We start from the raw sequence: 26,567 nt of genomic DNA on the forward strand, positions 1-26,567 counted from the left end.
CGATCGCGGTGCGCCCGATTCACAGCCGCTCTGACGGCGTCACCGAAAACGGCGCGTCGAGGAACTCCTCGGGCGTCGGCAGCGGCGTCGTGGGCAGCACCATATCCTGCGGACGCAGCTGCTCGGTGAAGCCTTCGAGCGAGCCCATCGAGTGGCTGTCACGACGCGCAACCGGCTCGCTGATCATGTAGGCGATCACCAGCTGCGTCAGCGCCACCAGCGCATCACGGTGGGTGCGCTCCTGCCCGTGCGAGGCATCCGCACCGAAGCCGATCAGCGCGGTTCGAATGTCGTTTCCGGCCTCGACAGCCGCCGCCGAGTCGGAGCGGTAGTAGCGGAAAATATCGCGCCGATGGGCGATGTCGTTTTCCTTCGCCAGGCTGATCAGCTTGTGCGTCAGGTGATAGTCGAAGGGGCCGGACATGTCCTGCATGCAGATCGTCGCAGCATGCTCCGAAGTATTCTGTCCCGGCGCGGCGATGGAGATGTCGAGGCTGAGCATTTCGGCAATCTCGCCGTGCAAGGCGGCCGACGCCCCCGACCCGACCTCTTCGGTGATGGTGAGCAGCGGATGCACATCGACCGGCAGCTGCAGCTTGTGGTCACGCACCGCCTTGCATGCAGTCAGCAGTGCGGCCACCGCGGCCTTGTCATCGAGGTAGCGCGAGTTGATATAGCCGCTGGCCAGGATTTCGGGCTCGGGGTCGAAAGCGATCCAGTCGCCGACATTGATACCGGCCTGCTCCAGACCCGCCGTGTCGGTGACAGGCAGATCGACCCTGACCTCGACGAACTCCCAGCCGACAGGCTGGGTATCGACCTCGCCACCGAAGGCGTGCCCCGATGTTTTGAGCGGGAGGCAGGTTCCCCGCACATGACCGCTGTCGGTAAAGATCGTCAGCCGCGAGCCTTCGGCGAAGCGCGAGGACCAGTGCCCGATCGGCACGATCTCGAGCCGGCCATTGGACTTGAGACTGCGCACCATGCCACCAAGGGTGTCGAGGTGGGCAACGATGGCGCGTGCAGGCTGCGCTTCGCGTCCACGCAAGGTGCCGCGAATCGCGCCACGGCGCGTCAGTTCGTAGGAAATCTCGAGCGCTTCCAGGCGCCCCGCTGCATAGCGCACCACGGCATCCGTGAGCCCGACCGGGCTGGGGATGGCCAGCAGTTGCAGCATGGTTTCCTCGAGGTACTCGTAATCGATCGGCGGTATTTTCTGCGTCATGTATGAATTTCTCCTGTGAGCTGCCGACTGCGCGGAAACAGCAGGTCGACAAAGCGCTCCGCGGTGGGCTGAGGCTCATGGTTTGCGAGCCCGGGGCGTTCGTTGGCCTCGATGATGACGTAATCCGGGCCATCGACCGCCGGCACCAGAAAGTCGAGCCCGGTCACTGGAATATCGAGCACGCGGGCAGCCTTTTCGGCGGCTTCGCGCAAGGCCGGGTGCAAGTCCGCGGTCACATCGTGAATGGTGCCACCGGTGTGCAGATTGGCAGTGTTGCGCACCCGCAGACGGGTTTCTGCGGGCAGCACGGACGACAGCGTCCAGCCCTGCGAACGAATGCAGCGCTCGGCTTCGTCATCGAGGGGAATCTTCGACTCGCCCCCGGTGGCCGCGGCACGACGCCGACTCTGCTTTTCGACCAGGGTCTGCACCGAACTCTCGCCATCGCCGACCACCACTGGCGGGCGCCTCACTGCAGCGGCCACCACGCGAAAATCGATGACGACGATGCGCAGATCCTCGCCGCTGCAGAACTGCTCGACGATGACGCGATCGCAGAAACCATGCGCACGCTCCACCGCAGCCGTGACTTCATCCGCGGCCGTAAGATTGACGCTGATACCCTTGCCCTGTTCCCCCTCGACCGGCTTGACCACGACTGCGCCATACCTGGCCAGAAATGCGGCGCGCGCGGCGGGGTCGTCGGCAGCGATCTGGGCCGGCACGCTGACCCCTTCTGCCGCCAGCAGTTTCAGCGTCACGCGCTTGTCCTGGCAGCGGCTCATTGCGATGGCCGAGGTCAGCTCGGACAGCGACTCGCGACAGACGATGCTGCGCCCGCCCAGCGTCAGGCGGAAGTATCCGCCCTCGGCATCCAGAATTTCGGCGTGAATGCCGCGCCGTATGGCCTCGTCGACAATCAGCCGCGCATACGGGTTGAGCCCCTCGAGGCCTTCAGACGGGCAAGTAAACAGCGCCTCGTTGATCGCATTGCGTCGCTTCACCGCGAACGCCGGAATCCGCTGAAAGCCGAGCTTTTCGTACAGGCTGATCGCCTGCGCGTTGTCGTGCAACACCGAAACGTCCATCCATGCCCGGCCCCGCGCGAGGTAGTGCTCGGCGAGATAGCGCACCAGCGCCTCACCCACGCCGGGATAGGTCGCCTGCGGTGCCACAGCCAGCGCCCACAGACTGGAACCGGCCTGGGGGTCGGCAAAGGCTTCGACATGATCCATGCCCATTGCCACGCCGATCACCTCGCCGGTGCTGCGATCCTCGGCCAGCGCATAGGTGATCACCCGGCTCGCGCGCTCACGCCACACCCGCTGCGGGTCGACCGGCACCATGCGTCGCATCCTGTACAGGGCATTGATCGCGGCCACATCTGCGCGGGTGCGCAAACGCCGCACATTGAATCCGCGACGCGTCGCGCGTTGAGCGCGATAGGCGCTCAATTGCAGGCGGAAGGCATCGGACGGGTCGAGAAAGAGCTGTTGCGGTGCGGAGCCCACGACCACCTGCGGCTTTTCGACATAGAAGGCAATATCACGCTGGCCCGCACGCTCAAGCAACAACTGGCTGGCGAGCGCGGCCGGATCGCGCCAGGTCTGTGCCGGCAGCCAGCGCCCCCAGCCACACTCCACGATGACATCCTCCGGCATCGCCACGGCTTCGGGCTGACCGGCGGGCAGATGCAGCGCCTGATTTCCGGCGCGCCTCACGCGCGCAAGCTGTTTGCGGATCATCACCCGCTCCTCAGGAAACATGCGTCTGAAGCCACCACTCGAGCAGGCCGAGCTGCCAGAGCTTGGAGCCGCGCAAGGGCGTGATGTGCGCCATCGGATCGGCCAGCAACGTGTCAACGTAGTCCTTGCGGAACAGCCCGCGTTCCCGCGCCGAGCGGCTGCTCAACGAATCCCGGACCCGCTCCAGCACCGGCCCCTGAAGATACTTGAGCGCCGGCACCGGGAAGTAGCCCTTGGGACGGTCGATGACCGCCGACGGAATGACCTTGCGCGCCGCCTCCTTGAGCACACCCTTGCCCCCGTGGGACAGCTTGTGGCGCGCTGGAATACGGGCAGCGAGTTCGACCAGCTCGTGATCGAGGAAGGGCACCCGCGCCTCGAGGCCGAACGCCATCGTCATGTTGTCGACCCGTTTCACCGGATCGTCCACCAGCATGACCGTGGTATCGAGGCGCAAGGCCTTGTCCACCGGATCATGCGCCCCGGGCGCGTTGAAGCTGGCAGCAACGAAGGCGCCGCTGCAGTCCACACCCTGATAGGCCGGACTCACGACACGGCTGTACTCTTCGAAATCGCGGTCGCGGAAGGCCGCAAGATAATCTGCCACCGGATCATTGCTGTTGGCGACCTTCGGATACCAGTGATAGCCACCGAACACTTCGTCCGCGCCCTGCCCGCTCTGCACCACCTTGCTGTGGCGCGACACCGCTTCGGAGAGCAGATAGAAGCCGATGCAGTCGTGGCTGACCATGGGCTCGTTCATCGCATCGACCGCCTCGGGCAGGCGGGTGAGCAATTCGGACTCGGGCACGAAGATGCGCTCATGAATCGTGCCGAACTCACGCGCGACGATGTCCGCATACTCGAACTCGTTGCCCTTCTCGCCGCCCACATCCTCGAAACCGACGTTGTAGGTACGCAGATCCTTCACCCCGGCCTCGGACATCAGGCCCACGATCAGGCTTGAATCAACCCCGCCGGAGAGCAGGGCGCCGACCGGCACATCCGCCACCAGCCTGCGCTTGACCGCGCCTCGCAGACTGTCGAGCAGAATCTCGGTCCATTCTTCGAAGCTGCGGTTCTCGTCGGCTGCATCCTGCGGATACACCAGCGACCAGAAGCTGCGTTCGGTGCGCCGCCCGTCCGCTTCGATGCTCATCAGCGTTCCTGGCGGCAGTTTGCGCACCCCCGACAGCAGCGTGTAAGGCGCCGGAACCACCGCATGGAAAGACAGATAGAAGTTGAGCGCGGCCGGATCGATGCTCGTGTCCACCCCACCCGCCTTGAGCAAGGCCGGCAGGCTGGATGCAAAACGCAGTCCGCCCGGCAGTTCAGCGTAGTACAGCGGCTTGATGCCAAGCCGGTCGCGGCCAAGCAGCACCTTGCCGCTGTCGCGCTCCCAGAGCGCAAACGCGAACATGCCATTGAGGCGCTGCACGAAGTCCGGCCCCCAGGCGTGATAGGCCTTCAGCAGGACCTCCGTGTCACCGTGCGAGAAAAACTGATAACCCTTGCCCTCAAGTTCACGCCGAAGCTCGGGGTGATTGTAGATCGCACCGTTGAACACGATGCCAAGGCCGAGTTGCGGATCCACCATCGGCTGCTGCGCAGATTCGGAGAGGTCCATGATCTTGAGTCGCCGGTGGCCCCAGGCCTGTGCGCCCTGCGCAAACACGCCGCCGTTGTCCGGACCACGCCGCTGCTGATGCTCGTTCATCCGCGAAATGGCGCTCAGATCGGGCGTCTGCCCATCGAATCTCACCTCACCTGCAATTCCACACATATGGCATTCCTGTTTGATGACAAGCTATACATTCTAACAAATTTATTTTGTCCGAATTTGTGTATCGCCATCCGACCCCTCATCTGTCATAGCACTTCCCTGCCCGTCCTGCCCGGAACAACAGCCAATCAACTCGCCGGACATGCACGGAAGTCGGGTAAAATCCCGCCCTCTCTTGCTGCGCATGACTGCCGCCCAAGCGCTGGCACACGCAAGGCGGAACGACGCAGGCCCACCCTATTCCGGAGTACACCGATGAGCCTTCTGGCACAACTGAAAAAGGATTCATTGCTTGCACGCAAAGCGGCAGACAGCGTTCGCGCCACGCTGCTGAGCACCCTGATCGGCGAGGCCGAGATGGTGGGCAAGAACGCCGGCAACCGTGAAAGCAGTGACGACGAAGTGCAGCAGACCATCCGCAAGTTCCTCAAGAACAATCAGGAAGCGCTTGCAGTGATCAAGGATGAAGCTCGGCTTGCCATTCTGCGCACCGAGTCCGACATCCTTGCGAGCTATCTCCCGGCCATGGCGTCGGAAGCCGAAGTGAAGGCCTTCATCGCGGAAACCGTCGCGGGTCTCGCCGATCGCAGCCCGAAGTCCATGGGTACCGTGATGGGTGCGCTGAAGGCAAAGTACGGCACCAACTTCGATGCCAAGCAGGCCAACGCCTGGGTGCGTGAGGCCCTGGCCGGCTGAGACACGCCCTTACTCCGAGTACCCCTGCATGTAGCGCGTACGATCTTCGTAACGCAGCCCCCACCACGGCAAAAAGACGTTGCCCTCACCGCGGGCGCGGAACCAGGGTTTCTCGGGGTCGACGGTCCGTGGATGTGCAGGCGGAGTGACGACCACCGCAGTGGCCGTGCCCGGCTCGGTCGTGCCGGCGACCAGAACCATGCGCCCCTTGTAATGTGCATAACTCACCGCCAGGGCAACATTGGTCAATGCACTGCCTGCCCCCATATTCCCCACCAGGGCCGGCATATTGAAGGCGTCAGTGATGATGTCCAGCTCGGGCAGCGGCTCGGCAAGGGCATGACCAAGCAGGCTGAGGCGGTCACCCGCCACATCGTTACCCTTGCCTGCATCGTGGATCACGTAGGCGATTTCATTTACGGGCCGTGCGACGCCTGACGCTGCCGCGCCCAGAGCAGAACGCCACGCCTGCACCGCTCTGGACTCGCCGGGGCGCACATCGAATTCTCTGGCGTGTCGCACCGCAGGACGCCCTACCCAGGCCAGCGGATCGCGCCCAGTCTCAAACGCCGGCCCCGCCAGCACCAGCAGTACACAGTTCTCGCTCATCTGCTCATCGAGCGGAAAGTCCGGCGCGTCCCAGTTCATCGCCCAGACAGTTTCCGTCGGATGAGCTTCAAGGTAATCAAGCGCTGCGCCGAGCGAGGTGAAACCCGCGCTTGCCCCACCCGTCGTGATGCGGACATCGGGTGGGGTATCCCCGCTGGAGATAACCGGGTCTCTGCCAATACCGAACTGGTCGGAGATCCTCTTGCGAATGATGCGGGTAGCCTCGAGCGGATCGAGCTTGTCGGTAGCGGGAATGGCGAACTCGACATGAATGCCGGCTAGCTCGCGCCAGTCTTTCGGGTTCTCCGCCTGCACCGTATAGAAATAGCCGCTATTCATTGCGTAGCGACGACCAATGGGTCGGAGTAGCTCACGGACATAACCTGCGAAAAAGCGCGAAAACGTTGCCCGTCCATTCCAGCTGGACACGATGGAGGCGACAGGCTGCACCGACAGGAATTTTTCTGGCTTGTTCTTGACCTGAAGATCTCCCTCATTTGGCTTCGCCAGCCCAAGCGTCCATAACAACTGCCACTCGGTCGGATAATCGCGGCGAATCAGTGGGTTCAGCCACTGAACGCCGACCACCTGCGCGACGAATGGCACCCCAGGCCTGTGTGCGCCCCGCTCCGCGACGGGAGCCGCTGCTTCGGCGGAGCGAATGGCCAAGACACTGGAAAGCATAAAAAATGCAGCGGAGGCAAGCGCAGGTAGGCCAAGAGTGCGTGCCATCAGATACTCCTCGGAAAAATCTATGTAGCTTGTGTCCGCCTGCCAGCCGAGCGTGCTGCTCAACACGATGGCAAGCAGGAAAAGAAGGAGCGTCAGCCCTATGCGACGCGGCCGGGTTGCGATCAGTGTGTTCACACGCGGCTTCCCACGTTCAGCAAGGCTCCGCCGACACGCTCATCAACGATCTTCGTAGGCTTTACTGCTTCAGAACCAGCCTCCTTGACCCAATCATGCAAGGGAAGCTTCTTCATCGTGCCGTCCAGGAAGTATTCAGAGAGGTGTCCGTGCGGGTGCCCCAGTTCAGAGAGACTCTGTAGGTAGCGCCAATCCGCCTCCACACGCAGTTCATGCCAATCCGACTCAGTCAGTGTGCATGTGCCGATTGCAACATCGTAGGCAAGCACCCGTTCCGCATGAACTGGATTGGTCATGATCGTGGAGTGATCGGTCGCGTTCTGGTCGAGCGCATCCTTGAGAAACTCGCCGATCTGCCTCGATCGCCATGCACGATATGTCTCATCCTCCTGCGCGTCGGGGAGTTCGCCGACGACCAGCCCCCTGTTATCGACCATGCCGGCTCGGCGCGCCTTCATCCGCAAACGGGCACGGTCTTCATAGCGCATCTGCGCTTCGCTCCGGGCATCGCCGCGAGGAGCATCGTCGGTGCGGCCATCCGCGCTGCGTTGAATGCCGTGCGTGTCGTACGGATCACGCGGATCAAGCTCGGCACCACTCTTCCGGGCATTACGCGCAGCTCCAGCGGGATCAAGGCCTTCGTCAAATCCGTCAGTTTTCTCAACGCGACTGAAGCGCGTGGGTAGAAAAGGCTCAAGGGCTGGCGCGTTGACAGGAATTTCCCAGTCCTCTGGCGGCTCGGCATTCACCCGCAAACCGATCAATTCCGTCAGCGGCCAAAGCACGACCGAGGTCAGCAGTGTCAATGCCTTGCCAAGCATCGAGGAGTTCGACTCCAATCCGCTAACGAGTCGATACCGAATGCGTGGCGACGGCGGGTACCAATACTCGGTCGCCTCGCCCGCCCGCCAATGGTTCTTCCAGAAGTGGTAGCGCCCCGGCGAACCGACCGGATAGCCTTGGGCGAAGACACGTTGAGAGAACACGCCTGCAGCGTTGGCATCCTCGATCTGTTCGTCACTCAGACCGAGCCAGCCGATACCACGGATGGTATCGGCTGAAATAACCTGATCGTGCGGATTGCAGTACAAGGTGACCCGTCCGACGGTACGCTGATCAATGCCGTAGCAGGCGCGATCACGCTCAACGGTAAATCCGGCACTATTGTCTAGCGGTGCGGGATTAGCCATCAGCCGGTCGATGTGTTCGCAGGGCTGTTGCGCTGCTGCCCGGCTGCGGAGAATGTCGAAAAAGGCCTTGAGTGTGTCGCGGCGTGCCCGCCAGGTTTGGCGACCTCGCCGCCCATCCCCGTCACTCGCGCCACGCTGGCTCCAGGAGTCGAAGCCGTTCTCAGGTTCAAGGTTATAGGGTGGATTGGCCAGCACATAGGTATCGGCAACCGCGCCACTCGCCTCGCCGAGAAAGGCCGCACCGAGACCAATCATGTTGCCTTGACTGTGGCATACAAGCGTAATCGGACAATCGGGTTGTTTGCTACGGATGGAGGCGATCAACCTCGCAAGACGCAGCGCAGCATGCACGTAATAAGCTCGTGGCGGGCAACTGTACACATCACGCCCTGGCACCGGATTTACATGCTGCGCGGTGATCCAAAGAAAGAGGTGATCGTCGAGACCTTCGGACCAGAGGTCCGCCAAGGTAGAGCAGCCATTGGCAAACGGCCCTCCGCCCCAGTAGTCGTGCTCGTTTAGCCACACATTGGCCCCCCATTCCTTGACAGCCTTCATGTCTGCCTTGTACCCCCACCGGAAGCGGATCACCGGTGAGTTATGGGGGACTTCCTTAGTGAAGGTCTTGTCTGTTCGGTTTGGATCGACAAAGCCCTCGGGATCCAGCTCGTCGGTGTACCCAACAGGTGTTAGCTCACCGGCATCGATACCCGGATAGGCAAGTTGCGCTGGCCGGCGCGCCAGGCGTTTATTGAGCCCCACGCATAGCCCCTGCTCGGCCGCGTCATACCACTCGCCGTCGGAGTTAACGCCATGAACCAGGATCACCACGCCTGGCAGCGGCAGCCGCTGAAGACAAGGGTAGTCCGAACAGTCGGGCGATGTGGTGCATTCGCCGCGGGCCAGTACCCGTTGTGGCTCGACGCGCGATGGCTGATTCATGATCCACTCGATACGGTGACAGACGAGCCCCCTACGCGCAGGATATTCGGGGCCACCTCATGGGCAAGCAAATCGCAGTTAAGCAGGCTCGGTAGCCAGTCTGACGTGATTTGGAGCAGGGAAGACATGCGCGCCGTCTACAATGCAAATTGGATATCACCCACGATGATACACAAATATATTCTAATGGCATCTATATTGCACAACGCTGCCGTTATGCACTGCCGAACCGGAGACTCGGGCGGCCGCATTCTGGCTCACATGGTCGACAGCATTTCTTGCGGCAGTAATGTGGCCCCACTCTTCAGCGCCCCGGAAAGTGGCCGATTGGCACTTCTCCATTGAATGGCAGGCTGCTACATTCCACTTCGCTCCTTGAGCAGCCCCTTTTGCTACGCGGCATCGTCTCCCTGGATCGATGTCGGACACCCGCAACTCGTACATGTCAGCCCTGCAACTGAAACTACCGCCTCCCGTCGCCGCCGCGTTTGTCGCGCTGGTGATGTGGCTTGTTGCCTCCCTGCCTTCCGCCGCTCAGTCCACGCCCCTGCAACTGTTGCTTGGCGGGCCGATTGCGCTGGTTGGCGGACTCATCAGCGCGACCGGAATACTCTCTTTCTGGCTTGCACGTACAACCATCAACCCGATGCATCCGGAAAGGTCGTCGTCACTCGTCACCTCCGGCGTCTTTCGCCTGAGCCGTAATCCGATGTATCTGGGACTGGTGATCACGCTGGCAGGCTGGGCGATTCATCTGCCATTGTCGCCAGCACTCCTCGGCCCGCCGGCCTTCGCGCTCTACATCCACCATTTTCAGATCCTGCCCGAGGAGCGAATCCTCGCCTCGATGTTTGGCGCTGAATACGAAAGCTACAAGACCAAGGCCCGGCGCTGGCTCTGATCTGCCTGCTGGCGGTAGCCGAAGCGGTCAGGCCTTTCATCTCGCACACGCCCAAAGTGCAGCAAGAACCATCAGCCCGCCACCCAGCCAGCCGGCAACACTGAGGCTTTCTCCAAGCCAGAACACTGCGAAGAGCGCGCCGAATACCGGTTCGCTGCTGGTCAGCAAGGCGACCCGGCTCGGCGAGCTGTGCCTGAGCGCCCAGTTCTGGGCGTAGAAGGCAAACAGGGTGCAGCCAAGAACCAGATAGGCGGTGGATTGCCAGAACGCGGCTTCCGCGGGCAGCGCGGGCACACCATCGAATGCAAGAACGGCCAGCCCCAGGCTGCCAAAACCAACGACTGCAGCCTGAACCGCCGTCAGTACCAGCGCTGGCGCAGTGCTGCCGCGAGTCAGCCTGCTCGTCTGGCAGACGGTGATCGCACGCAACAGCGCGGCTGCAAGCATCAGACAGTCCCCGAGCCCGAGCGTGCCCGACAGTCCGCCGCTGAGCAGCAGTGCGCCCGCCAGGGACACACCGGCAAACAGGAACATGGCCCGCGGCGGACGGACCCGCTCCATCGACCACTCAACAAATTGCGTGAATACCACGCACAGGCTGATCAGGAACGCAGCGTTGCTGGCCTGTGTGTTCGCCACCCCGAAGGTTTCACACAGAAAGATCGCCAGCATCAGCGCACCGAGCGGCAGCCCGGTACGAATCGCATCGCGCTGCTGCCGGGCCGACGCACGCAGCACGGACGGCAGCAGCAGGGCAAAGGTCAGAATGAAGCGCACGGCCAGAAAGCCCAGTACGGGATAGAAGACCAGGGCGCTCTTGGCGACACCGTAACTGCTCCCCCAGACAATCGCCACGAGAATCATGGCGACATCAGACGCACGGAGCAGACCTTGGGGCACGGAGCCAACACGTATCGACATGGCAGGCACAACGCAGATGAACTGGAAGCGCAAATTGTCAATTAAGGCGCTCAAAGCGATAATCCTGCGATCACGAACAACACCTGTTCCTCATGCGCATCAATCATCCCCCTGAATGCTTGCCTGACATGGCAGCCTTCGCCTGCGTGGTCGACTGCGGCAGCTTCTCGGCTGCGGCGCGGCGCATGGGGCTCACCCCGTCGGCAGTCAGTCGTCAGGTGGCGCGACTGGAAGCCGTGCTGCAAGTGCGACTGCTCGAGCGAACGACACGCAAGCTGCGCCTGACCGACGCCGGGACTGCCGCATATGCCCGCTGTCAGGACATGGTGTCGGCCGCGCGCGAAGTGCTTGCGCTGAGCGACACCCACACCGCCGAGCCACGCGGCCTGGTGCGCGTGAGCATGGCCAAGGCGCTGGGGCGTCTGGTCATCCATCCCCTGATGCCCGAATTCCTGCGCCGCTATCCGGAGGTGGACGTACAGATGGTGGTGACCGACCGCACCGTGGACCTGTTTGAAGAGGCCATCGACCTCGCCATCCGCGTCACCGATGCGCCGCCGCCGGGGCTCGCGGGACGGCCCTTGATGCACATCCGCCACATCGTCTGCGCCAGCCCGCAGTATCTGGCCGACGCCGGCACGCCCACCCACCCGCATGACCTGGCGCAGCATCGTTGCCTGTATCTCGGGGAGGATGAACGCGACCGCCACTGGCGCTTTGATCGCGCAGGAGACAGCGCCAGCGTCAAGGTGAGTGGGCGCTATGTTGCCAATCACAGCGAGATCAGGCTTGAAGGCGCACTGCAGCACCTCGGCATCGCCAGCCTGCCCGAATTCACTGCGCGGACAGCGCTGCAGCACGGCACACTGATCGAAGTGCTCCCGGACTGGGAGCACAGGACCGACTACGCCGGTACGGCGTGGCTGCTCTATCCCTCAAACCGCTTTCTGCCGGCAAAGCTGCGGGTCTGGATCGATTATCTGGTGGAAAAACTGGTCGCTGACACCGGGGCGCCGGGCATGCCGCGCTGATCAGCGCTGGCATCAAATCACATTGACTCCTGCGTGTTCCTCGACCGTAATACATGCACAGAAACAGACAGCTGAAATCACGCTGACGCAGACGGCGTCGGACGTGTGGTGACTCAAACCCCGACCTGAGGCAAGCCATGAGCAACCCGACCCGGCAGGTGGAGCACGACTGCGCCGCAGCGCAAGGCTGCGGTGCGATTGAACACATCATCCAGCCCCGCGACAAGGATCTGGGCGGATTCTCGGTGCGGCGAACGCTACCCACCGCACAGCGCAAGATGGTGGGCCCGTGGATCTTCTTCGATCACATGGGGCCTGCAGAATTTCCGGCCGGTCAGGGCATCAATGTCAGGCCCCACCCGCACGTCAACATCGCCACCGTCACCTATCTGTTCGAAGGCGAGATCCTGCACCGTGACTCGCTCGGCAGCCTGCAGGCCATACGCCCCGGCGACATCAACCTGATGGTGGCAGGCAGCGGCATCGTGCATTCCGAGCGCGAACGTCCGGAACTGACGGCCGTGCCACATCGCCTGCACGGCCTTCAACTCTGGCTCGCGCTGCCGGAAAAGGACGAAGAAATCGATGCCGCCTTCCATCACTACCCCGCAGCGGCGATCCCTTCGGTCACGGTCGAGGGTGTCCCGGTGCGCGTCATGATGGGCTCGGCCTTCGGAGTCAGCTCCCCGGTGAAGGTCTTTGCCGAAACCCTGTACCTGGAAGCCCATCTGCACCCGGGCCAGTCGCTTGCGCTGCCTGCGGCCGAAGAGCGTGCGGTGTATGTGGCCCAGGGCAGTCTGACGGCCCAGGGCACCGACATTCCCGAGCATTCGATGGCAGTGTTCGCCAATGTCGCAGGTGTCGTCCTGGAGGCGACCCGTGAATCGCGCATCGCGATCATCGGTGGCGAGCACCTTGGCACGCGCTTCATCGACTGGAACTTCGTCTCCAGCCGCAAGGCGCGTATCGAGCAGGCGCGGCAGGACTGGAAGGCTGGCCGGTTTCCCAAGGTGCCTGGTGACGAGACGGAGTTCATCCCCTTGCCCGAGTGATCCCCTGGTCGGCCCGGGTGCGCACCGGGCAAACCGAGCCGCCGGTCGTGCTATTCGATTGAAAGAGACTCGATCCAGCGTTCGCCCGGGGCAACATCATCGCGCATGCCCGGGTCGAACGGCGCCACGTCGCTGGCATCAGGCGGCGCACTGATGTAGTTGAGGTCGATCGCTTGCGGGCTGCCCACCCACCCGCGCTCACCCGGTTCAAGTCTGAAGTACAGGCCGTTTCTCATGCTGGCGCCGAACTCGCCCGGACGCTTGAAGAGAAACAGCAGATCATGCTCGAGCCAGCTCATGTCCTTTGCGCTCACCGTGCGCGGGTTCGAGTAGGGATAGGGCACATGGCAGACGATCTCGACCTTGCCGTCGAGACACTTGAACTCCTTCATCGACAGAAAGTAGTCCGCGAAACGCGCGTGATCCATGCTGATCTCAAACGAACTGACACCCCCACCCCGTGGCGAAAAACGGACCGTCCCAAGCGGGATGCGTTGCTTGTCGCGTGTGTTTGCAAAGATGGTCTTCGTCCCTTCCAGATCTGCTGCGGATACAACGGCAGGCCAGCATGCAAGGAAAGCGGCGAACAGACAGACCTGAAACCTCACCAGCAGACGTAATGGATTCATCAGGGCGCTCCTGTGAGTCTGGGCCCAGGAACATCGGGCCTCGACACCAGTCTGAACCCATTGATTTATCGACTCAAGCCTCGAGCATGCAGGCTACCGACCGGTCCGCAGCCATCTTGCGATGCAGCACCGGCTGACCGCTCCCGCTGCAAGCGCCTGATGCGGTCGACCGGTGTTATCGCCTGGTGTTATCGCCCGATGTTATCGTTATCCACCGTGTCACCCTACCTAAGGGCACTGACAATGAAACGCACCTGGCTTCTGTTTCTCCCGCTCGTGTCCGCGTCGTCCCTGCTGTTTGCGCAGGACAGCAGCCGCAGCGACTGGATCAGGAACCCGGCGATGGGCAACTACAAGGCCTACGCAGAGTTCAAGATGGCCAACTACGATGGTGCTCGCCATGTGTGGGAGGTGCTGGCGGGCGTCGGCAATACCGACGCCTTGTTCAACCTCGCTGTGCTGGCGGAAGACGGTCTCGGTGAGCCGCGAGACCTCGCCAAGGCCGAGGCGCTGTACATCGCGGCGGCAGACGCCGGCAACTTCAAGGCCCAGTATCGCCTGGGCATGCTCTACAGCAGCGGCGGGATACTTGATAAGGACCTCGAGAAGGCACGCTACTACCTGAGCCGTGCGGCAGCGGCGGGAGATCGCGATGCCGCCGCACGGCTGCAGTCGCTGTCCATGCCCGAACACACACCCGGCGATTTCGAGCGGGCCGAAATCCTTTCGAGCAGCGGCAGACACGCCGAGGCCGCGAGCCTTTACCGGCGGCTCGCCACACAGGGCGACGCCAGATCGCAGACGCGTCTTGCGTGGATGTACGAGGCCGGGCTTGGCGTCGAGCGCAGCCTGGACGAAGCCGCTCGACGTTTCGCCATCGCAGCCGAGGCGGGCGAAGCCGAGGCGCAGTACGCGCTGGCCGTCATGTTCCGCACCGGCAAGGGGCAGCCCGTCGATATCGCGCGCAGCCGGCACTGGCTCGAACGCGCAGCGGACCAGCACTATCCGCCGGCGCTTGCGGCACTCGCAGCCGCAAGCGAGGCGGAGGGCGGTGAGTAGTCACCCGCCCCGTACCCCGCGCCCCGCGCCCGGCACAGCGCATTCGGCATTTTTCTTTCGGGACGCACTTGCTAGACTTTGGATTTTCGTTCTGCCACTGATCCCGCCATGTCAGAAACCGCGCTGCAACCGCCCCATACCACCTCTGCATCCCGCACCCGGGTTGAACTTGCCCTGCGCACGCTCGGCATGCCATCCGACATCGTCGAATTCACCATTCCGACACGTACCAGTGCAGAAGCCGCTGCAGCGATTGGGTGTGGTGTCGAACAGATCGCCAAGTCAATCGTCTTCAAGACCAGGCAATCGGAGCGCTGCGTGCTGGTCATCGCCAGCGGAGCCGACCGCATCGACGAGAAGAAACTGAAGGAAGTGCTCGGCGAAGGGGTCAAGCGCGCCGACGCCGATTTCGTGCGCGCTCAGACCGGATTCGTCATTGGCGGTGTGGCGCCGGTTGGCCACAGCGGCGAGGTGAGCGTACTGGTCGACGCTGCGCTGTGGGCGCTCGACCCGATCTGGGCTGCAGCGGGCACACCGAACACGGTTTTCAGGCTCGCCGCAGACGACCTGCACCGGATCCCCGGTATCCGCGTGGTCGACGTCCGGCAGGCGCCATGAACCGTCCAGGCTGAAGGCCCTGAGCGATCAGGCCTCGGCCATGAGCGCACGAATGTCTTCGAGCAAGGCATCGACACTTTCGACCTGCGTGTCCCAGCCACACATGAAGCGCGCCCCACCGGCACCGATGAAGGTGTAGAAGCGCAGGCCCCGCGCGCGCAGACCATCGAGCACCCGCGCAGGCAAGTGGACGAATACGCCATTGGCCTCGACCGCAAACAGCAACTCGGCCCCCGGAATCGCCGCCAGCCCGGCCGCCAGCCGCTGCGCCATGGCGTTGGCGTGGCGTGCATGCTTCAGCCACACATCGTCTTCGAGAATGCCGAGCCACGGCGCGGCGAGGAAACGCATCTTCGACGCAAGCTGACCCGCCTGCTTGCATCGCCAGGCGAAGTCCTCGGACAGACGGCGGTCGAAGAAGACCACCGCCTCACCCATCGGCAAGCCCATCTTGGTACCGCCAAAACACAGCACATCGACGCCGGCACGCCAGGTCACATCGGCTGGCGACACCCCAAGCGACGCCACTGCGTTGGCAAAGCGGGCACCGTCCATGTGCACGCGAAGATCGCTTGCATGCGCGAGCGCGGCGATGGCGGCAATCTCGTCGGGACGATAGACCGTGCCGACCTCGGTGGCCTGGGTCAGCGTTACCACGCGCGGCTTCGGGTAGTGGATATCGCTGCGCCGCGCGATCACCTCCCTCACCGCATCCGGTGTCAGCTTGCCACCTGCACCCGGGGCAGTGAGCAGCTTGGACCCATTGGAAAAGAACTCCGGACCGCCGCATTCGTCGGTCGCGACGTGCGCCAGTTCGTGGCAGATCACGCTGTGGTAGCTCTGGCACAAGGCCGCTAGGGCAAGCGAATTTGCCGCGGTGCCGTTGAAGACAAAGTACACATCGCAGTCAGTTTCAAAAAGGTCTCGCAGGCGCTCGGACACCCGTCGCGTCCACTCATCGTCACCATAGGCAGGCGCGTGCGCCGCGTTGGCCGCCACGAACGCCTCCATCGCCTCCGGGCAGATACCGGCGTAGTTGTCGCTGGCGAAATGCTGCATGCTGAACTCCCAAAAATCCGAAAAACACTGCTGTCCGTCATCGACGTTTTTCGCCGTGGCGTTTGACTCATGCCCAGATTACGGTAGGCTCTCCGCTTTCTCAAAAGGAGCAATCCACATGGCAAAAGCCACTGCACGTCACATCCTGGTCGCCAGCGAAGCCAAGTGCAACGAACTCAAAGCCGCCATCGAAGCCGGTGCCGACTTCGCGCAAGTCGCGAAAGAGAACTCGACCTGCCCGTCAGGCCGTCAAGGCGGCGACCTCGGCTCCTTCGGCCCGGGTCAGATGGTCAAGGAATTCGACACCGTCGTGTTCAGCGCACCGATCAATGTCGTGCAAGGCCCGGTGAAGACCCAGTTCGGCTATCACCTGCTCGAAGTCACCAGCCGCAGCTAAGCACTGAGCTGTTTCAGCCGGTGCCGGGGTTGGAGGGGCTGAGCCCCTTCAACACTTTCATCCGCGCCTTTTTACGGCGCGCGTTCAGCCGGTCTGGCGCTGCTCGAAAATCTCGAAAAACCCTTCCCCCTCGCTGACCACCACCTCGCGTACCACCGCGTCTCTCGGGCCGATCCTGGCCCACTCGACCAGCGTCTGCAGCACCGCCTCTTCGCCGGCGATCATGGCCTGAACCGAGCCATCCGGCCGATTCCGCACCCAGCCCTTCACACCCAGCGCAGTCGCCTGTTCGACCATCGACGCGCGGTAGTAGACGCCCTGGACACGACCCCGTATTTCAAGATGCAGCACACGTTCAGACATCACCCCTTCCCCAGCTCCCACAGTTTCAATTGACTTCACCCCGTCCGCGCTTCATGCGTGGAAAGGTCCATTTGACGGCATGAATGCCACTGCCGTCCATCCTCAACGTTCGATGAGCGTCAGCCCCGCCGGCAGCGATTCGCCAAAGGCACGGCGGCGGTCCGCCTCGTCCAGCGCCACCAGCTCGCGTACCTGCTGAATCCAGCTCTCCGGCGCATTGATCTGCACCAGACGACGCCCCACCTCCTCGCGCACCGCGGGCGACAGATCGCGCGCGCGATCACCGGTGAAGCGCGCCAGTTGCGCCGCGGCGAAGGCCGCGGGCTCTATCTTCTTCCAGTCCAACGCCAGCACCGCATCCAGCCATTCGGCAGCGACCTCGGCCGGTACCGCCGTGTGCGGGCTGGCATAGAGCGGCTCGCGCGCCCCCACCCGGCCGAGCGCCCACCAGGCCTGTGCTTTCTCTGCCGGCTGCGCCAGACGTTCGAGCAGCCAGCGCCCCACCTCCACCTTGTGCTCAAGCGGTACCCGCTCGAGTGACGCGGCCAGTCGCACCATGTCGTCGTAGGCGGCGAAGGCCGGGTTCTGGTTCTGATTGCGCCTGGGGGCGGACACCAGCGCCTCGAGCTGGTTGGCCAGCACCTCGAGCAGGACGAGCTGAGCCGGCTCAGCGAGCCCGGCTGCGGCGCGCCGCCACAGCGTCCACCACTCCGACCAGTTCTGGCGCTCATTCACATATTGCAGGCCTTGTTCAAACAGCGGCCACAACTGTTCGATGCGCCAGTCGTCGAGCGGTGCGCCATACCCCGGACGCAGGCAGAATCCCGCCAGGTTGAGCCACACCCGCTCGTGCTCGGCGGAACGCCGGCGGCGCTTGGCACGTGCCCAGAGGGCATCGAACAGGGCACGCGCAAGCGCCATGTCCCAGGTCTCGCGCTTGCCCAGCAGCACTTCAAGGTCGGCCCGCAACTGCCGCACCGGTTTGACCGCACCGGCACTCGAAGCCCCGCCCGAACCGCCACCTGAGGCTGCACTGCCGAACACCCGATCGATGCACGCCACCGCCTCGGCAAAACGCGGCGGCAACCCGGCCTGCGGATCCGCCCCCCCCTCAGCCTCGGTATCGGCGCCACGCAGCTGGAATTCGAGCAGCCAGCGCCGGTCGGGCTCGTCCGTGCTGACGCAGTGCATCTGCAGGGAGCCGACCTCGGTAATCGTACTGATGAGTTCGACCGTCACGTCTCCGCGCCCGCTGCCCTCGTCCGACTTGCCCACGACGGTTGCGATCGGCGGCAGACGGACGAAATCCTCGCCCGAGAGCGACACCACGTCGCCCGGCTGATGCGCCAGACCGGCACTGGAAGCAACCAGATGGAAGCGCACCGGCTGCCCGAGGCGCAACGCAAAACGGTGTTCGCTGAGGTGAATCTCTCGATCCTCCTCCGTACCGCGCGGCAGGACGCAGATGCCGCGCGCGCCGCCCGCCTCCTCGCCCTGCCTGTCGTCCAGCACCAGAAAGTAGCTGCGCGCCGAGCCGCCGCCAATCGCCGGCGCCAGACCGTCGCGTACCAGCGAATAGGCCACCGCGCCGCGTGCCACGGCCACCTCGGCATCGTTGGCCAGCACCTGTGGCGATGACCCGCGCCACTGCGCAAGCATCTCCACAATCCGCGATGCAAGCCCCGGCGAGCGGAACACGCCGCCATTGAGCAATACCGTATCCGGTACCGGCAGTGCCTCTGCGGCCGGCGCGGACTCGCCGAGCGCGGCGCGTGAAGCGCTGGCGTGACGACCGAGAAACGCCGCAAGGTGGCGGGTGATCGCGGCATCGGCGGGATAGGGCAAGCCGAACTCGACGATGCCGGCACGGCGACGGCGGGGCTGCTCGTCTGCGCCCACCAGGGGGAAGAAGCCGTCGGCAACGAGACGCTCGACCTCGTCGCGGGTGAGTTCGGCAGAGCGCGCGCCACCGATCAGCCTGGAGCCGGCGCCCAGCAGCGTCACCGTCACCTGCGCCGGCGCACCGTCGGCGAGCAGCTGTTCCTTGGCGTTGCGGCATTGCTGCACGAGCTGTGAAAAGCGTGCTGCCGTCAGCCTTTGCCCTGCTGCGCTCAGCCGCGGCTCGAGCAGATGCGCCAGGGCCAGATCCATGTTGTCGCCACCCAGCATGAGGTGGTCGCCGACTCCGATACGGGTGAGCTGCGGCATGTCTGCGCCCGGCTCAACCTGAATCAGGGTGAGGTCGGTCGTGCCACCGCCCACATCGCACACCAGCAGCAGCCGGGTGTGCTGCAACTCGGCGGCAAGGCTGGCGCGCTTGCGAAACAGCCAGTCGTAACACGCGGCCTGCGGTTCCTCGAGCAGACGCAGCGTGTGCAACCCTGCCAGCCGCGCGGCCTCGACGGTCAGCGCACGCGCGCCCTCGTCGAAGGATGCCGGCACCGTGAGCACGATCTCCTGTGCTTCGAGCGGAGCCTGGGGGAAATGCTGCAGCCATGCCGCACGCACATGCGCAAGATAGCTCGCACTCGCCGCCAGAGGAGACACCTTGGCCACATCATCACCCGCGCCCCACGGCAGGATGGGCGCGAGCCGATCGACTGCGCCATGCGACAGCCAGCTCTTGGCGCTGGACACCACCCGTCCCGGCACCTGCGCCCCAAGATCGCGCGCGAGGGCGCCGACCACCGCCTGTTCGACACCGGCGCGATCGGGCGCTACCCATGGCAAGGCGGTGTCACCTGCAGCCAGCTCCCCCTTTGCGGGGTGATAGCGCAAGGAGGGCAGCATCGGCCGTCCGGCCACCGCACCCGGCGCGACGAGCTGGGTGATGGACAGCAGCTGAATCTCGTCACTGCCCGGCGCCGCGTAGGCGACGACCGTATTGCTGGTGCCGAGGTCGATACCGACGCGGTAACGCATCGACCGCCCGGCACCCACATCGCGGGAACGCGTGCTCACTTCAGGCGGACGCCTCCGCACGCACCTCGAACTCGACCTTCCAGCGCTGCTCGCCATCGACCGGCACGGCTTCCAGCTCCAGCGTACCGGCCTCGGTGACCCGTGCATGCAGCCTCACCCGCACGATTTCGCCTGCGGCGCGGCCTTCGGCAGGCAGGGTGGCCTCGATCTCGTCGAGCTCCTGCAATTCGTCGACCGACCACATGTCGAGTAGCGTGCCAACCTGATCCGTGCGTCGCACCGACGAACCGAAGAAACGGAACCTCACCGGTTCGCCCACCACCAGGCCGAATTCCTGCGCCGGCAGCGCAGCCTCGGTGCCCTCCTCCATGCCGAATGGCGCCAGGCACAGGGCTTCGATCGGCGGCTCCATGCCGGGAACGGCAGGCATGCTCGACTCGACCGCCACGTAGTAGGCCCGCGCCGTACCGCCGCGAATCCGCACACCGCGGCCACGGCGCACGTATCCGTAGTAGGCCGCACCGCGCGCAACCGCAAGATCGAGATCGGCGCCGCCGAGCAGCCGTGCCGGCGGCGCACCTTCGGCCGTCAGCCAGGATTCGAGCGTGGCCAGCAAACGGTCGGCAAGCAGGCCGGACTTCAACACACCTCCGTTGAACAGCACCGCGGTGGGATGCAGAAAGCTCGCGTCGTGTGGCTGCGCCGTGTCGAAGCCCTCGAGCGCGGCTGTCGCCTCACGCTGACGGGTCAGGAAAGCGGCCAGATGACGGGTGATGGCGGCATCCTGCGCATAGGGCAGGCCCAGTTGCGTGAGCGCTGCACGCGCACGGACCTGAGGATGCTCGGACACTGACACCTGGGGGAAGAAGCCATTGAGCAGGACGGCATCGAGTTCGCTGCGGGTCAGTTCGGTGCGGACCGAACCGCCAATCAGCTTGGCGCCGCGGCTGGGCACCACCAGCGCAACTGCGTCGACATCCGGCTCGGCCAGCAGCTTTTCCTTGGCCCCGCGGCAGGCGTGCGCGAGCGCCCGGGTCTGCCATGCATCGAGCCGCGTTCCCTGCTCGGCCAGCTTGCGCACCACGCCATAGGCGAGCGCCAGATCCATGTTGTCGCCGCCCAGCAGGATGTGGTCGCCCACCGCCACACGGTGCGGTTCCAGGTTACCGTCACGCTCGACCACTGCGATCAGCGACAGGTCGGTCGTGCCCCCGCCGATATCGACCACCAGGATGATGTCGCCCAGCTTCACATCCTTGCGCCAGCCGCCCCCGCTGTTCTGAATCCAGCTGTAAAGCGCGGCCTGCGGCTCTTCGAGCAGGGTCAGACGGGTGTAGCCGGCAGCGGCAGCGGCCTCGGCAGTCAGCTCGCGCGCCACCGGATCGAAGGATGCCGGGATGGTGACGGTGACATCCTGCTCGGCAAACGGCGCCTCGGGGTGCGCCGCATTCCAGGCCTCGCGCAGGTGCTCGAGGTAGCGTACCGACGCATCGAAGGGCGAAATGCGCGCAACCTCTTCGGGCGCATCGGCGGGCAGAATGGGCCCGCGCCGGTCCACGCCGGGATGGCACAGCCAGCTCTTCGCGCTCGCCACCATGCGGATCGGGGTGCCCGCGCCACGCGCACGCGCAAAGGCACCCACGGCGAAATCCTGATCCGCGGTCCATGGCAGGGCGAGATCGCCCGGCGCGAGTTCGCTGGCATGCGGCAGATAGACGAAGGACGGCAACAGCGGCATGGCCTCGACTGCGCCCGGCCCCGTCAGCTGCGGAACGGAGAAAACCTCCAGCGCGGCTGCCTCGCCGTCACTGGTCGCGGTGTCGACGTACGACAGCGCGCAGTGAGTGGTGCCAAGGTCGATGCCGATCGTATAGCGTGGCGCGGTTTCCGCGGCGCCACTCACCGCTTCAGTGTTGTCACTCATAGCTCGACCTCCGCCGGCGCGATGATGGCCGGATCGTGACTATCGGAGAGACTCGGCAGACGGGTATCGCTGACACGCCAGCCGCGATGCGTCAGCTGCCCGCTGAAGGGCGGCTGGCCGACGACCTTGCCGCTCAATCGAATCGCCGCAGCGTCGAAACCGGCGGCCAGGGTGATGCGCTCGCCTTCGTTCTCCGCGCGCACCGGCTGCAGGCTGAAGTGCTCGCGCAGCGTCTTGCGGCAACCTTCATGCACCAGCCGAGCGGCCGCACCGATGTCGGCATCGGAGTAGGCAGTGATGTCTTCCTCGACGAAATCGACCAGGCGCGCCTCGCGCTGCAGCAGGCCAAGCAGTTGCAGCGCCGATTCCGGCGACGTCTGATGCAGGGTGCTGACAGCGGGTGCGACAACTGCAACGGCGGGTTCAGGCTCGGCTGCCGGTGCGGGCTGTGGTTCGGGCGCGCCAGCGCGCAGGCGGCGAATGCCTGCGGCCAGTTCGGCATCGCCGATGATCGCGAAAAAGGTGCCGAAGGCGAGCGAAATACGGCCGAGCAATGAGGGGTTTGAGTCAGTCATGCGGGCGCTCCTGGATCATGGGGTGAGCTGGCGGATCGTCGAATCGCAATTGCGAAGGCACGCTGCGTCCTCGCGCCGGGTGCGCGGGCGTCGAAACCGACCGGTATTTTGCACCGCAATATAACCCATCCGCGACCATCTGCCAGCGCCCGACCGATCTGCGGGACGACAATGCCGTCAAAGTCAGGCCGCACATTCCGCAGCCTGCGCAGGTCGCCCGGCGCACATGACCCGAATACGCGCTTTGCATCGGGCCTCGAACATCGAACCAAGGTTCCTGCCCGGGCCTTCACCTTCACCCGGGCACAAAACCCGCCTCGCTGCTGCAGGCCAGACCGGTCACGCCCGGGACGGAGGATGCGGCGGAATCGACGCCAGCACGGCCACCAGCAGGCGCCAGGCCTGCGCCACGCTGGCCACCTCGACCCGCTCGCCCGGCGCATGGGCACCGCGAATGTTCGGACCGAAGGAGATCATGTCCATGTCCGGCCAGATCGCGGTCAGGATGCCGCACTCCAGACCAGCGTGGATCACCTTTACCGCGGCGTCACCACCGAATTCGCGTCGATACACTGTCTGAAACAAGGCGAGCAGGCCGGAGTCCGGGTTGGGCGCCCAGCCGGGATAGGGCTCGCGCACCGCAGCGGACATTCCCGCAAGGGAAAACAGACTGACGATCTCGGACGCCAGTTCGCGGGTACCGGCGTCGAGCAGGGAGCGCACCATCAGCGTGGCGTGGATGTGTTCTGCGTCCACCCGCAACACGCCGAGATTGCTCGAGGTCTCAACCACGCCGGGCACCCGCTGACTCATGCGCCTGACGCCATGCGGCGCCACGTGCAGCGCGGCAATCACACGCCGGCCGGCCTCGTCGCTTAGCACCCGTGACGGCACACCCGGTTCCGGCAGCAGGCGCAGACGAAACCCGTCATCCACCCCACCCAGCTCTTCGGCAATCTCGTCGCGGGCACGCGCCAGCGCAGCCTGCAGTGCCTCGGCACCGCCGTCCGCCAGCACGATCAAGGCCTGCGCTTCTCGCGCAAGTGCATTGCGCGCAGTACCGCCCTCCAGCGTCGCCACCCGGTAGTCCACCCCGGCTGCAGCCAGCGTATGCAGCACCCGCAGCAGCAGCTTGATCGCATTGCCGCGCTGCAGATGGATATCCACGCCCGAGTGCCCGCCGCGCAGGCCATCCACCACGATGCGCAGCGCCTGATGTCCCGCGGGCACGGGCGCGGCCTCCATCGCCGCGTCGACCACCACGTCCGCGCCGCCCGCACAGCCAAGATAGAACTCGCCCCAGTCCTCGGTATCGATGTTGATCAACAAGCGCCCGCGCACGGCATCCGGCTTCAGCCCGTGGGCGCCGCTCATGCCCGATTCCTCGTCGAGCGTCAGCAGGACTTCCAGTGCAGGATGCGCAACATCGTCCGATTCAAGCACCGCCAGCGCGAGCGCGACCCCGATGCCGTTATCCGCCCCAAGCGTGGTGTCGTCGGCCACCAGCCAGCCATCACGCAGTTCCGCCTTGATGGAATCGTGCATGAAGTCATGGCTGCTGCCGCCATTCTTCTGGCACACCATGTCGAGATGGCCCTGCAGCACCACGCCAGGGTGGTTCTCATAGCCCGGTGTGGCGGGCTTGGACAGGATCAGGTTACCGGTCTCATCGACCTTTGCGCCCAGCCCGCGCGCCTGCGCCCAGGCCGCAAGCTCATCCCGTATCGCCTGTTCATGCCGCGAGGGCCGCGGAATGCGGCACAGCGTGGAAAAATGCCGCCATACGGCAGCGGGTTCAAGACCGGACAAATCCATCCTGCACATCCTCTTCAGTCGAAACAGCGGCCGACATTGTGTCGCCCGCGCGCAGATCCCTTTCGCGAAAAGGATAGCGTGTTTGCAGGGCGAGGTCGCTTCCCTCATGCGGAACGTATCCGCGGCCTCCGGCGCACCAGTCAGCTACCCCGTAAGACATAAGCCTTTACAAGAAATTACCTTGCGTAACAGCCCGGATGCAAAGGATGGCCTAATGTCGGTCTGACGCTGCGGGACTCGACGCGGAACATTTTCAGCCTTACCGGGAGCAGCCAGACATGAACATCCGCATTCCGAAACAGACCGCCCGCTGGACGCTTCCGCTGATTCTCGCGCTGTCGGTGAGCGCCTGTGTGGTCGCACCTGCCGAGCCCTATTACGATCGTGGCGACACGATCTACGTCACACCGCCGCCTCGTGTCGAATACCGCGGTTATCCGCCGTCGATCGGCTACATCTGGATCGAAGGCAACTGGATCTGGAGCGGACATCGTCACGAGTGGGTTCCGGGACGCTGGGCGCCCCCGTCCCGCCACGCCTACGAGCTCCAGCGCCGGGAGCGCATGCTTGAGATCGAGCGCATGCGGGTGCAGGAGCAGCGTCAGGCGCTGGCGATAGAGCGCGAGCGTGCCCAACGCGCCCGCGCTGCCGAGCAGGCACAACGCGAACGCGCTCTGCGGGATCGCGCCGCGCACGATCAGCGCGATGACTCGCGGCGCGAGCGCGCGGCAGTTCAGGAACAGGACCGCAGCTCGCGCGACCGCGACCGTGACCGCGGACGTGAGCAGAACACGCGGGAGCGGGGCCAGGAACCAAACCAGCAGCGCAGCGAGCGACGGGAAACCCGCCAGACCGAACCCGAAACGCGCAACCGGCAGGAACGCAGCCGCGACGAGGCCCAGACAACCGAGCGCAGTCGCGACCGGAGCGAGTCGCGCAACGGGCGGTCGAGAGATGAGGAACGCGGCGACGGCGAGCGCCGGAACTAGTCCCCGGACGGGCAGCCGGTGCACACTGCGGGAACGAGGACGCTGACGCCGGGGTCTCCCGGCAGGTGACGCCGGCATGCCGGAGGCGCACAATATCCGGAGCGGCAGCACTGGGGTCCGCCTCAGGGCTTTACATGCACATCCGGTTTCGCCGCTGCGCCCTCCGTTCTCGCCGCTGCGCCCTCATTACGTCGACCCGAACATGATCGAACCCCTGCTCCTGACATCTGCGCGAATTGTCACTTTCTTCGATCAGCAACTGCTGACCAACGCGAGCGGCTTCTTCTTCGAGCGCAACGACCGTCTGTTCGTGGTCACCAGCAGGCATGTCGTGTGCGACTTGGCCAACATGCATCAGCCGAACCGGATCGAGATCGAGCTGCACATGGATGCCGACAACCTCGCCGAGTCGACCGGGTTCTCGATACCGCTTTACTGCGATGGCGAGGGCCTCTGGCGCGAGGGGCTCGACAATGCAGGCAATATCGATGTTGCCGTGATCGAAATCGACCGCAATGCGCTACCGGAACAAGCCCTCTATTACGCCTTCACCCCTGAGCACCTGCTAGGGCACTTCGACCAGGTCGAAGTCGGCACCTCGCTGCTGGTGGTCGGTTTTCCGCTGGGTTTTCACGACACCCTCAGCCACATGCCCGTCGTCCGCCATGCAATCATCGCGTCCTCTTTCGGTCTGCGCTTTCAGGGCAACGGCTACTTTCTCACCGATGCGCGCACCCATCGCGGCACCAGCGGCGCCCCGGTGGTGATGCGCATCAAGCACCCCGAGGATGAACACACCGAACTGCCGTGGATGCTGCTCGGCATTCACTCGGCGCGCCTGGACGTCGGCTCCCGCGATCAGCAGGTGGACGAGGCCCTGGGCCTGAACTGCGCATGGTATGCCGACATCCTGCTGACACTCACCGAGAACTAGGCCAGGCGGGCACGGTCCGCACCAGCATATTTTCCTGAAGACGGTTTCCCTGCCCTGCACGGCCTATACTGGATGAGCACCTGCAACAGCAGGTGCCCACCAGGAGAAACATCATGGGCAAGTCACAACACAGCAACAAGGAAGCGCGAAAACAACCCGCGTTGAGCCCGAAGGAAAAAAAGGCGGCCAAGCAGGCCAAGAAACACGAGTCCGACGTAAAGCCGCTCGTTCCCGGGCGCTGAGGCAGCACTGCTTTACCGGCCTGCCGTTCGCGAGGCGGGCACCCGGTCGAGGCCAGCATGCGGCCACTGAACACGCCCG

The 26,567-nt window shown here is 64.3% G+C and carries 23 protein-coding genes; 10 read left to right on the forward strand and 13 right to left on the reverse strand.

The window, feature by feature from the left end:
• Nucleotides 1–19: 19 nt before the first annotated feature.
• Genes AC22G6_RS11305 through AC22G6_RS11315 form a run of 3 tightly spaced genes read right to left on the reverse strand, consistent with a single transcriptional unit; the run spans nucleotide 20 to nucleotide 4,753 of the window.
• Nucleotides 20–1,225: an osmoprotectant NAGGN system M42 family peptidase gene (locus tag AC22G6_RS11305; RefSeq protein WP_487366848.1), complete on the reverse strand. Its 1,206-nt coding sequence runs from the start codon at nucleotides 1,223–1,225 to the stop codon at nucleotides 20–22.
• Nucleotides 1,222–2,970 (reverse strand): N-acetylglutaminylglutamine synthetase, encoded by a 1,749-nt coding sequence (gene ngg / locus AC22G6_RS11310; protein ID WP_487366849.1) that lies wholly within the window; start codon nucleotides 2,968–2,970, stop codon nucleotides 1,222–1,224. The genes AC22G6_RS11305 and ngg overlap by 4 nt, the downstream gene beginning before the upstream one ends.
• 10 nt (nucleotides 2,971–2,980) lie before the next feature.
• Nucleotides 2,981–4,753, reverse strand: coding sequence for an N-acetylglutaminylglutamine amidotransferase (locus AC22G6_RS11315; protein ID WP_487366850.1), 1,773 nt, complete (start codon nucleotides 4,751–4,753; stop codon nucleotides 2,981–2,983).
• 255 nt (nucleotides 4,754–5,008) lie between these two features.
• Here AC22G6_RS11315 and AC22G6_RS11320 point away from each other — a divergent pair, with 255 nt between their 5' ends.
• Nucleotides 5,009–5,449, forward strand: a complete 441-nt coding sequence (locus AC22G6_RS11320) for a GatB/YqeY domain-containing protein (RefSeq protein ID WP_108948738.1) — start codon at nucleotides 5,009–5,011, stop codon at nucleotides 5,447–5,449.
• Nucleotides 5,450–5,458: 9 nt separating this feature from the next.
• Here AC22G6_RS11320 and AC22G6_RS11325 read toward each other — a convergent pair whose 3' ends face one another.
• Together AC22G6_RS11325 and AC22G6_RS11330 are read right to left on the reverse strand one after the other, a co-directional pair.
• The gene (locus AC22G6_RS11325) at nucleotides 5,459–6,925 is read right to left on the reverse strand and encodes a hypothetical protein (RefSeq protein WP_487366851.1); all 1,467 of its coding nucleotides are present in this window, start codon (nucleotides 6,923–6,925) and stop codon (nucleotides 5,459–5,461) included.
• The gene (locus AC22G6_RS11330) at nucleotides 6,922–9,057 is read right to left on the reverse strand and encodes a T6SS effector phospholipase Tle3 domain-containing protein (RefSeq protein ID WP_487366852.1); all 2,136 of its coding nucleotides are present in this window, start codon (nucleotides 9,055–9,057) and stop codon (nucleotides 6,922–6,924) included. Before AC22G6_RS11330 ends, AC22G6_RS11325 begins: the two co-directional genes overlap by 4 nt.
• Before the next feature lie 442 nt (nucleotides 9,058–9,499).
• Between AC22G6_RS11330 and AC22G6_RS11335 the strand changes: the two genes are divergently transcribed.
• Nucleotides 9,500–9,958, forward strand: a complete 459-nt coding sequence (locus AC22G6_RS11335) for a methyltransferase family protein (protein WP_487366853.1) — start codon at nucleotides 9,500–9,502, stop codon at nucleotides 9,956–9,958.
• A 36-nt stretch (nucleotides 9,959–9,994) separates the two neighbouring features.
• On the opposite strand, the gene AC22G6_RS11340 is transcribed toward AC22G6_RS11335, so the two are convergent.
• Entirely contained in the window at nucleotides 9,995–10,879 is an 885-nt protein-coding gene (locus AC22G6_RS11340) for a DMT family transporter (protein WP_487366854.1), read from the reverse strand.
• Between the two features lie 128 nt (nucleotides 10,880–11,007).
• Here AC22G6_RS11340 and AC22G6_RS11345 point away from each other — a divergent pair, with 128 nt between their 5' ends.
• Both AC22G6_RS11345 and AC22G6_RS11350 read left to right on the forward strand, forming a co-directional pair.
• Nucleotides 11,008–11,910, forward strand: a complete 903-nt coding sequence (locus AC22G6_RS11345) for a LysR family transcriptional regulator (protein ID WP_487366855.1) — start codon at nucleotides 11,008–11,010, stop codon at nucleotides 11,908–11,910.
• Between the two features lie 137 nt (nucleotides 11,911–12,047).
• Entirely contained in the window at nucleotides 12,048–12,962 is a 915-nt protein-coding gene (locus tag AC22G6_RS11350) for a pirin family protein (protein ID WP_487366856.1), read from the forward strand.
• A gap of 50 nt (nucleotides 12,963–13,012) precedes the next feature.
• Here the strand turns inward: AC22G6_RS11350 and AC22G6_RS11355 are convergent, their stop codons facing one another.
• Nucleotides 13,013–13,591 carry a hypothetical protein gene (locus AC22G6_RS11355; RefSeq protein ID WP_487366857.1) on the reverse strand — a complete coding sequence of 193 codons (579 nt, stop codon included), beginning with the start codon at nucleotides 13,589–13,591 and terminating at the stop codon, nucleotides 13,013–13,015.
• A 243-nt stretch (nucleotides 13,592–13,834) separates the two neighbouring features.
• On the opposite strand from AC22G6_RS11355, the gene AC22G6_RS11360 reads away from it, so the two are divergent.
• Together AC22G6_RS11360 and AC22G6_RS11365 are read left to right on the forward strand one after the other, a co-directional pair.
• Nucleotides 13,835–14,650, forward strand: coding sequence for a tetratricopeptide repeat protein (locus AC22G6_RS11360; RefSeq protein WP_487366858.1), 816 nt, complete (start codon nucleotides 13,835–13,837; stop codon nucleotides 14,648–14,650).
• Between the two features lie 108 nt (nucleotides 14,651–14,758).
• Nucleotides 14,759–15,268, forward strand: coding sequence for a YbaK/EbsC family protein (locus tag AC22G6_RS11365; RefSeq protein WP_487366859.1), 510 nt, complete (start codon nucleotides 14,759–14,761; stop codon nucleotides 15,266–15,268).
• A 27-nt stretch (nucleotides 15,269–15,295) separates the two neighbouring features.
• Here AC22G6_RS11365 and AC22G6_RS11370 read toward each other — a convergent pair whose 3' ends face one another.
• Nucleotides 15,296–16,327: a threonine aldolase family protein gene (locus tag AC22G6_RS11370; RefSeq protein ID WP_487366860.1), complete on the reverse strand. Its 1,032-nt coding sequence runs from the start codon at nucleotides 16,325–16,327 to the stop codon at nucleotides 15,296–15,298.
• Between the two features lie 118 nt (nucleotides 16,328–16,445).
• Here AC22G6_RS11370 and AC22G6_RS11375 point away from each other — a divergent pair, with 118 nt between their 5' ends.
• Complete coding sequence (locus AC22G6_RS11375) at nucleotides 16,446–16,724, forward strand: peptidylprolyl isomerase (protein WP_108948745.1); 279 nt, start codon at nucleotides 16,446–16,448, stop codon at nucleotides 16,722–16,724.
• A gap of 84 nt (nucleotides 16,725–16,808) precedes the next feature.
• Here AC22G6_RS11375 and AC22G6_RS11380 read toward each other — a convergent pair whose 3' ends face one another.
• From AC22G6_RS11380 to AC22G6_RS11400, 5 genes are all read right to left on the reverse strand, one after another.
• The gene (locus AC22G6_RS11380; RefSeq protein WP_487366861.1) at nucleotides 16,809–17,087 is read right to left on the reverse strand and encodes an acylphosphatase; all 279 of its coding nucleotides are present in this window, start codon (nucleotides 17,085–17,087) and stop codon (nucleotides 16,809–16,811) included.
• 102 nt (nucleotides 17,088–17,189) lie between these two features.
• Nucleotides 17,190–20,048: an Hsp70 family protein gene (locus AC22G6_RS11385; RefSeq protein WP_487366862.1), complete on the reverse strand. Its 2,859-nt coding sequence runs from the start codon at nucleotides 20,046–20,048 to the stop codon at nucleotides 17,190–17,192.
• Between the two features lies 1 nt (nucleotide 20,049).
• Entirely contained in the window at nucleotides 20,050–21,933 is a 1,884-nt protein-coding gene (locus AC22G6_RS11390) for an Hsp70 family protein (RefSeq protein ID WP_487366863.1), read from the reverse strand.
• Nucleotides 21,930–22,508, reverse strand: coding sequence for a DUF2760 domain-containing protein (locus tag AC22G6_RS11395; RefSeq protein WP_487366864.1), 579 nt, complete (start codon nucleotides 22,506–22,508; stop codon nucleotides 21,930–21,932). The genes AC22G6_RS11390 and AC22G6_RS11395 overlap by 4 nt, the downstream gene beginning before the upstream one ends.
• A 339-nt stretch (nucleotides 22,509–22,847) precedes the next feature.
• Entirely contained in the window at nucleotides 22,848–24,323 is a 1,476-nt protein-coding gene (locus AC22G6_RS11400) for an aminoacyl-histidine dipeptidase (protein ID WP_487366865.1), read from the reverse strand.
• 278 nt (nucleotides 24,324–24,601) lie between these two features.
• On the opposite strand from AC22G6_RS11400, the gene AC22G6_RS11405 reads away from it, so the two are divergent.
• From AC22G6_RS11405 to AC22G6_RS11415, 3 genes are all read left to right on the forward strand, one after another.
• Nucleotides 24,602–25,312, forward strand: a complete 711-nt coding sequence (locus tag AC22G6_RS11405; protein ID WP_487366866.1) for a YXWGXW repeat-containing protein — start codon at nucleotides 24,602–24,604, stop codon at nucleotides 25,310–25,312.
• 202 nt (nucleotides 25,313–25,514) lie between these two features.
• Nucleotides 25,515–26,246 (forward strand): S1 family peptidase, encoded by a 732-nt coding sequence (locus AC22G6_RS11410; RefSeq protein WP_487366867.1) that lies wholly within the window; start codon nucleotides 25,515–25,517, stop codon nucleotides 26,244–26,246.
• A gap of 113 nt (nucleotides 26,247–26,359) precedes the next feature.
• The gene (locus AC22G6_RS11415) at nucleotides 26,360–26,488 is read left to right on the forward strand and encodes a hypothetical protein (protein ID WP_267896505.1); all 129 of its coding nucleotides are present in this window, start codon (nucleotides 26,360–26,362) and stop codon (nucleotides 26,486–26,488) included.
• Nucleotides 26,489–26,567 lie beyond the last annotated feature (79 nt).

The organism is Parazoarcus sp. PS-13 R2A, assembly GCF_057621855.1.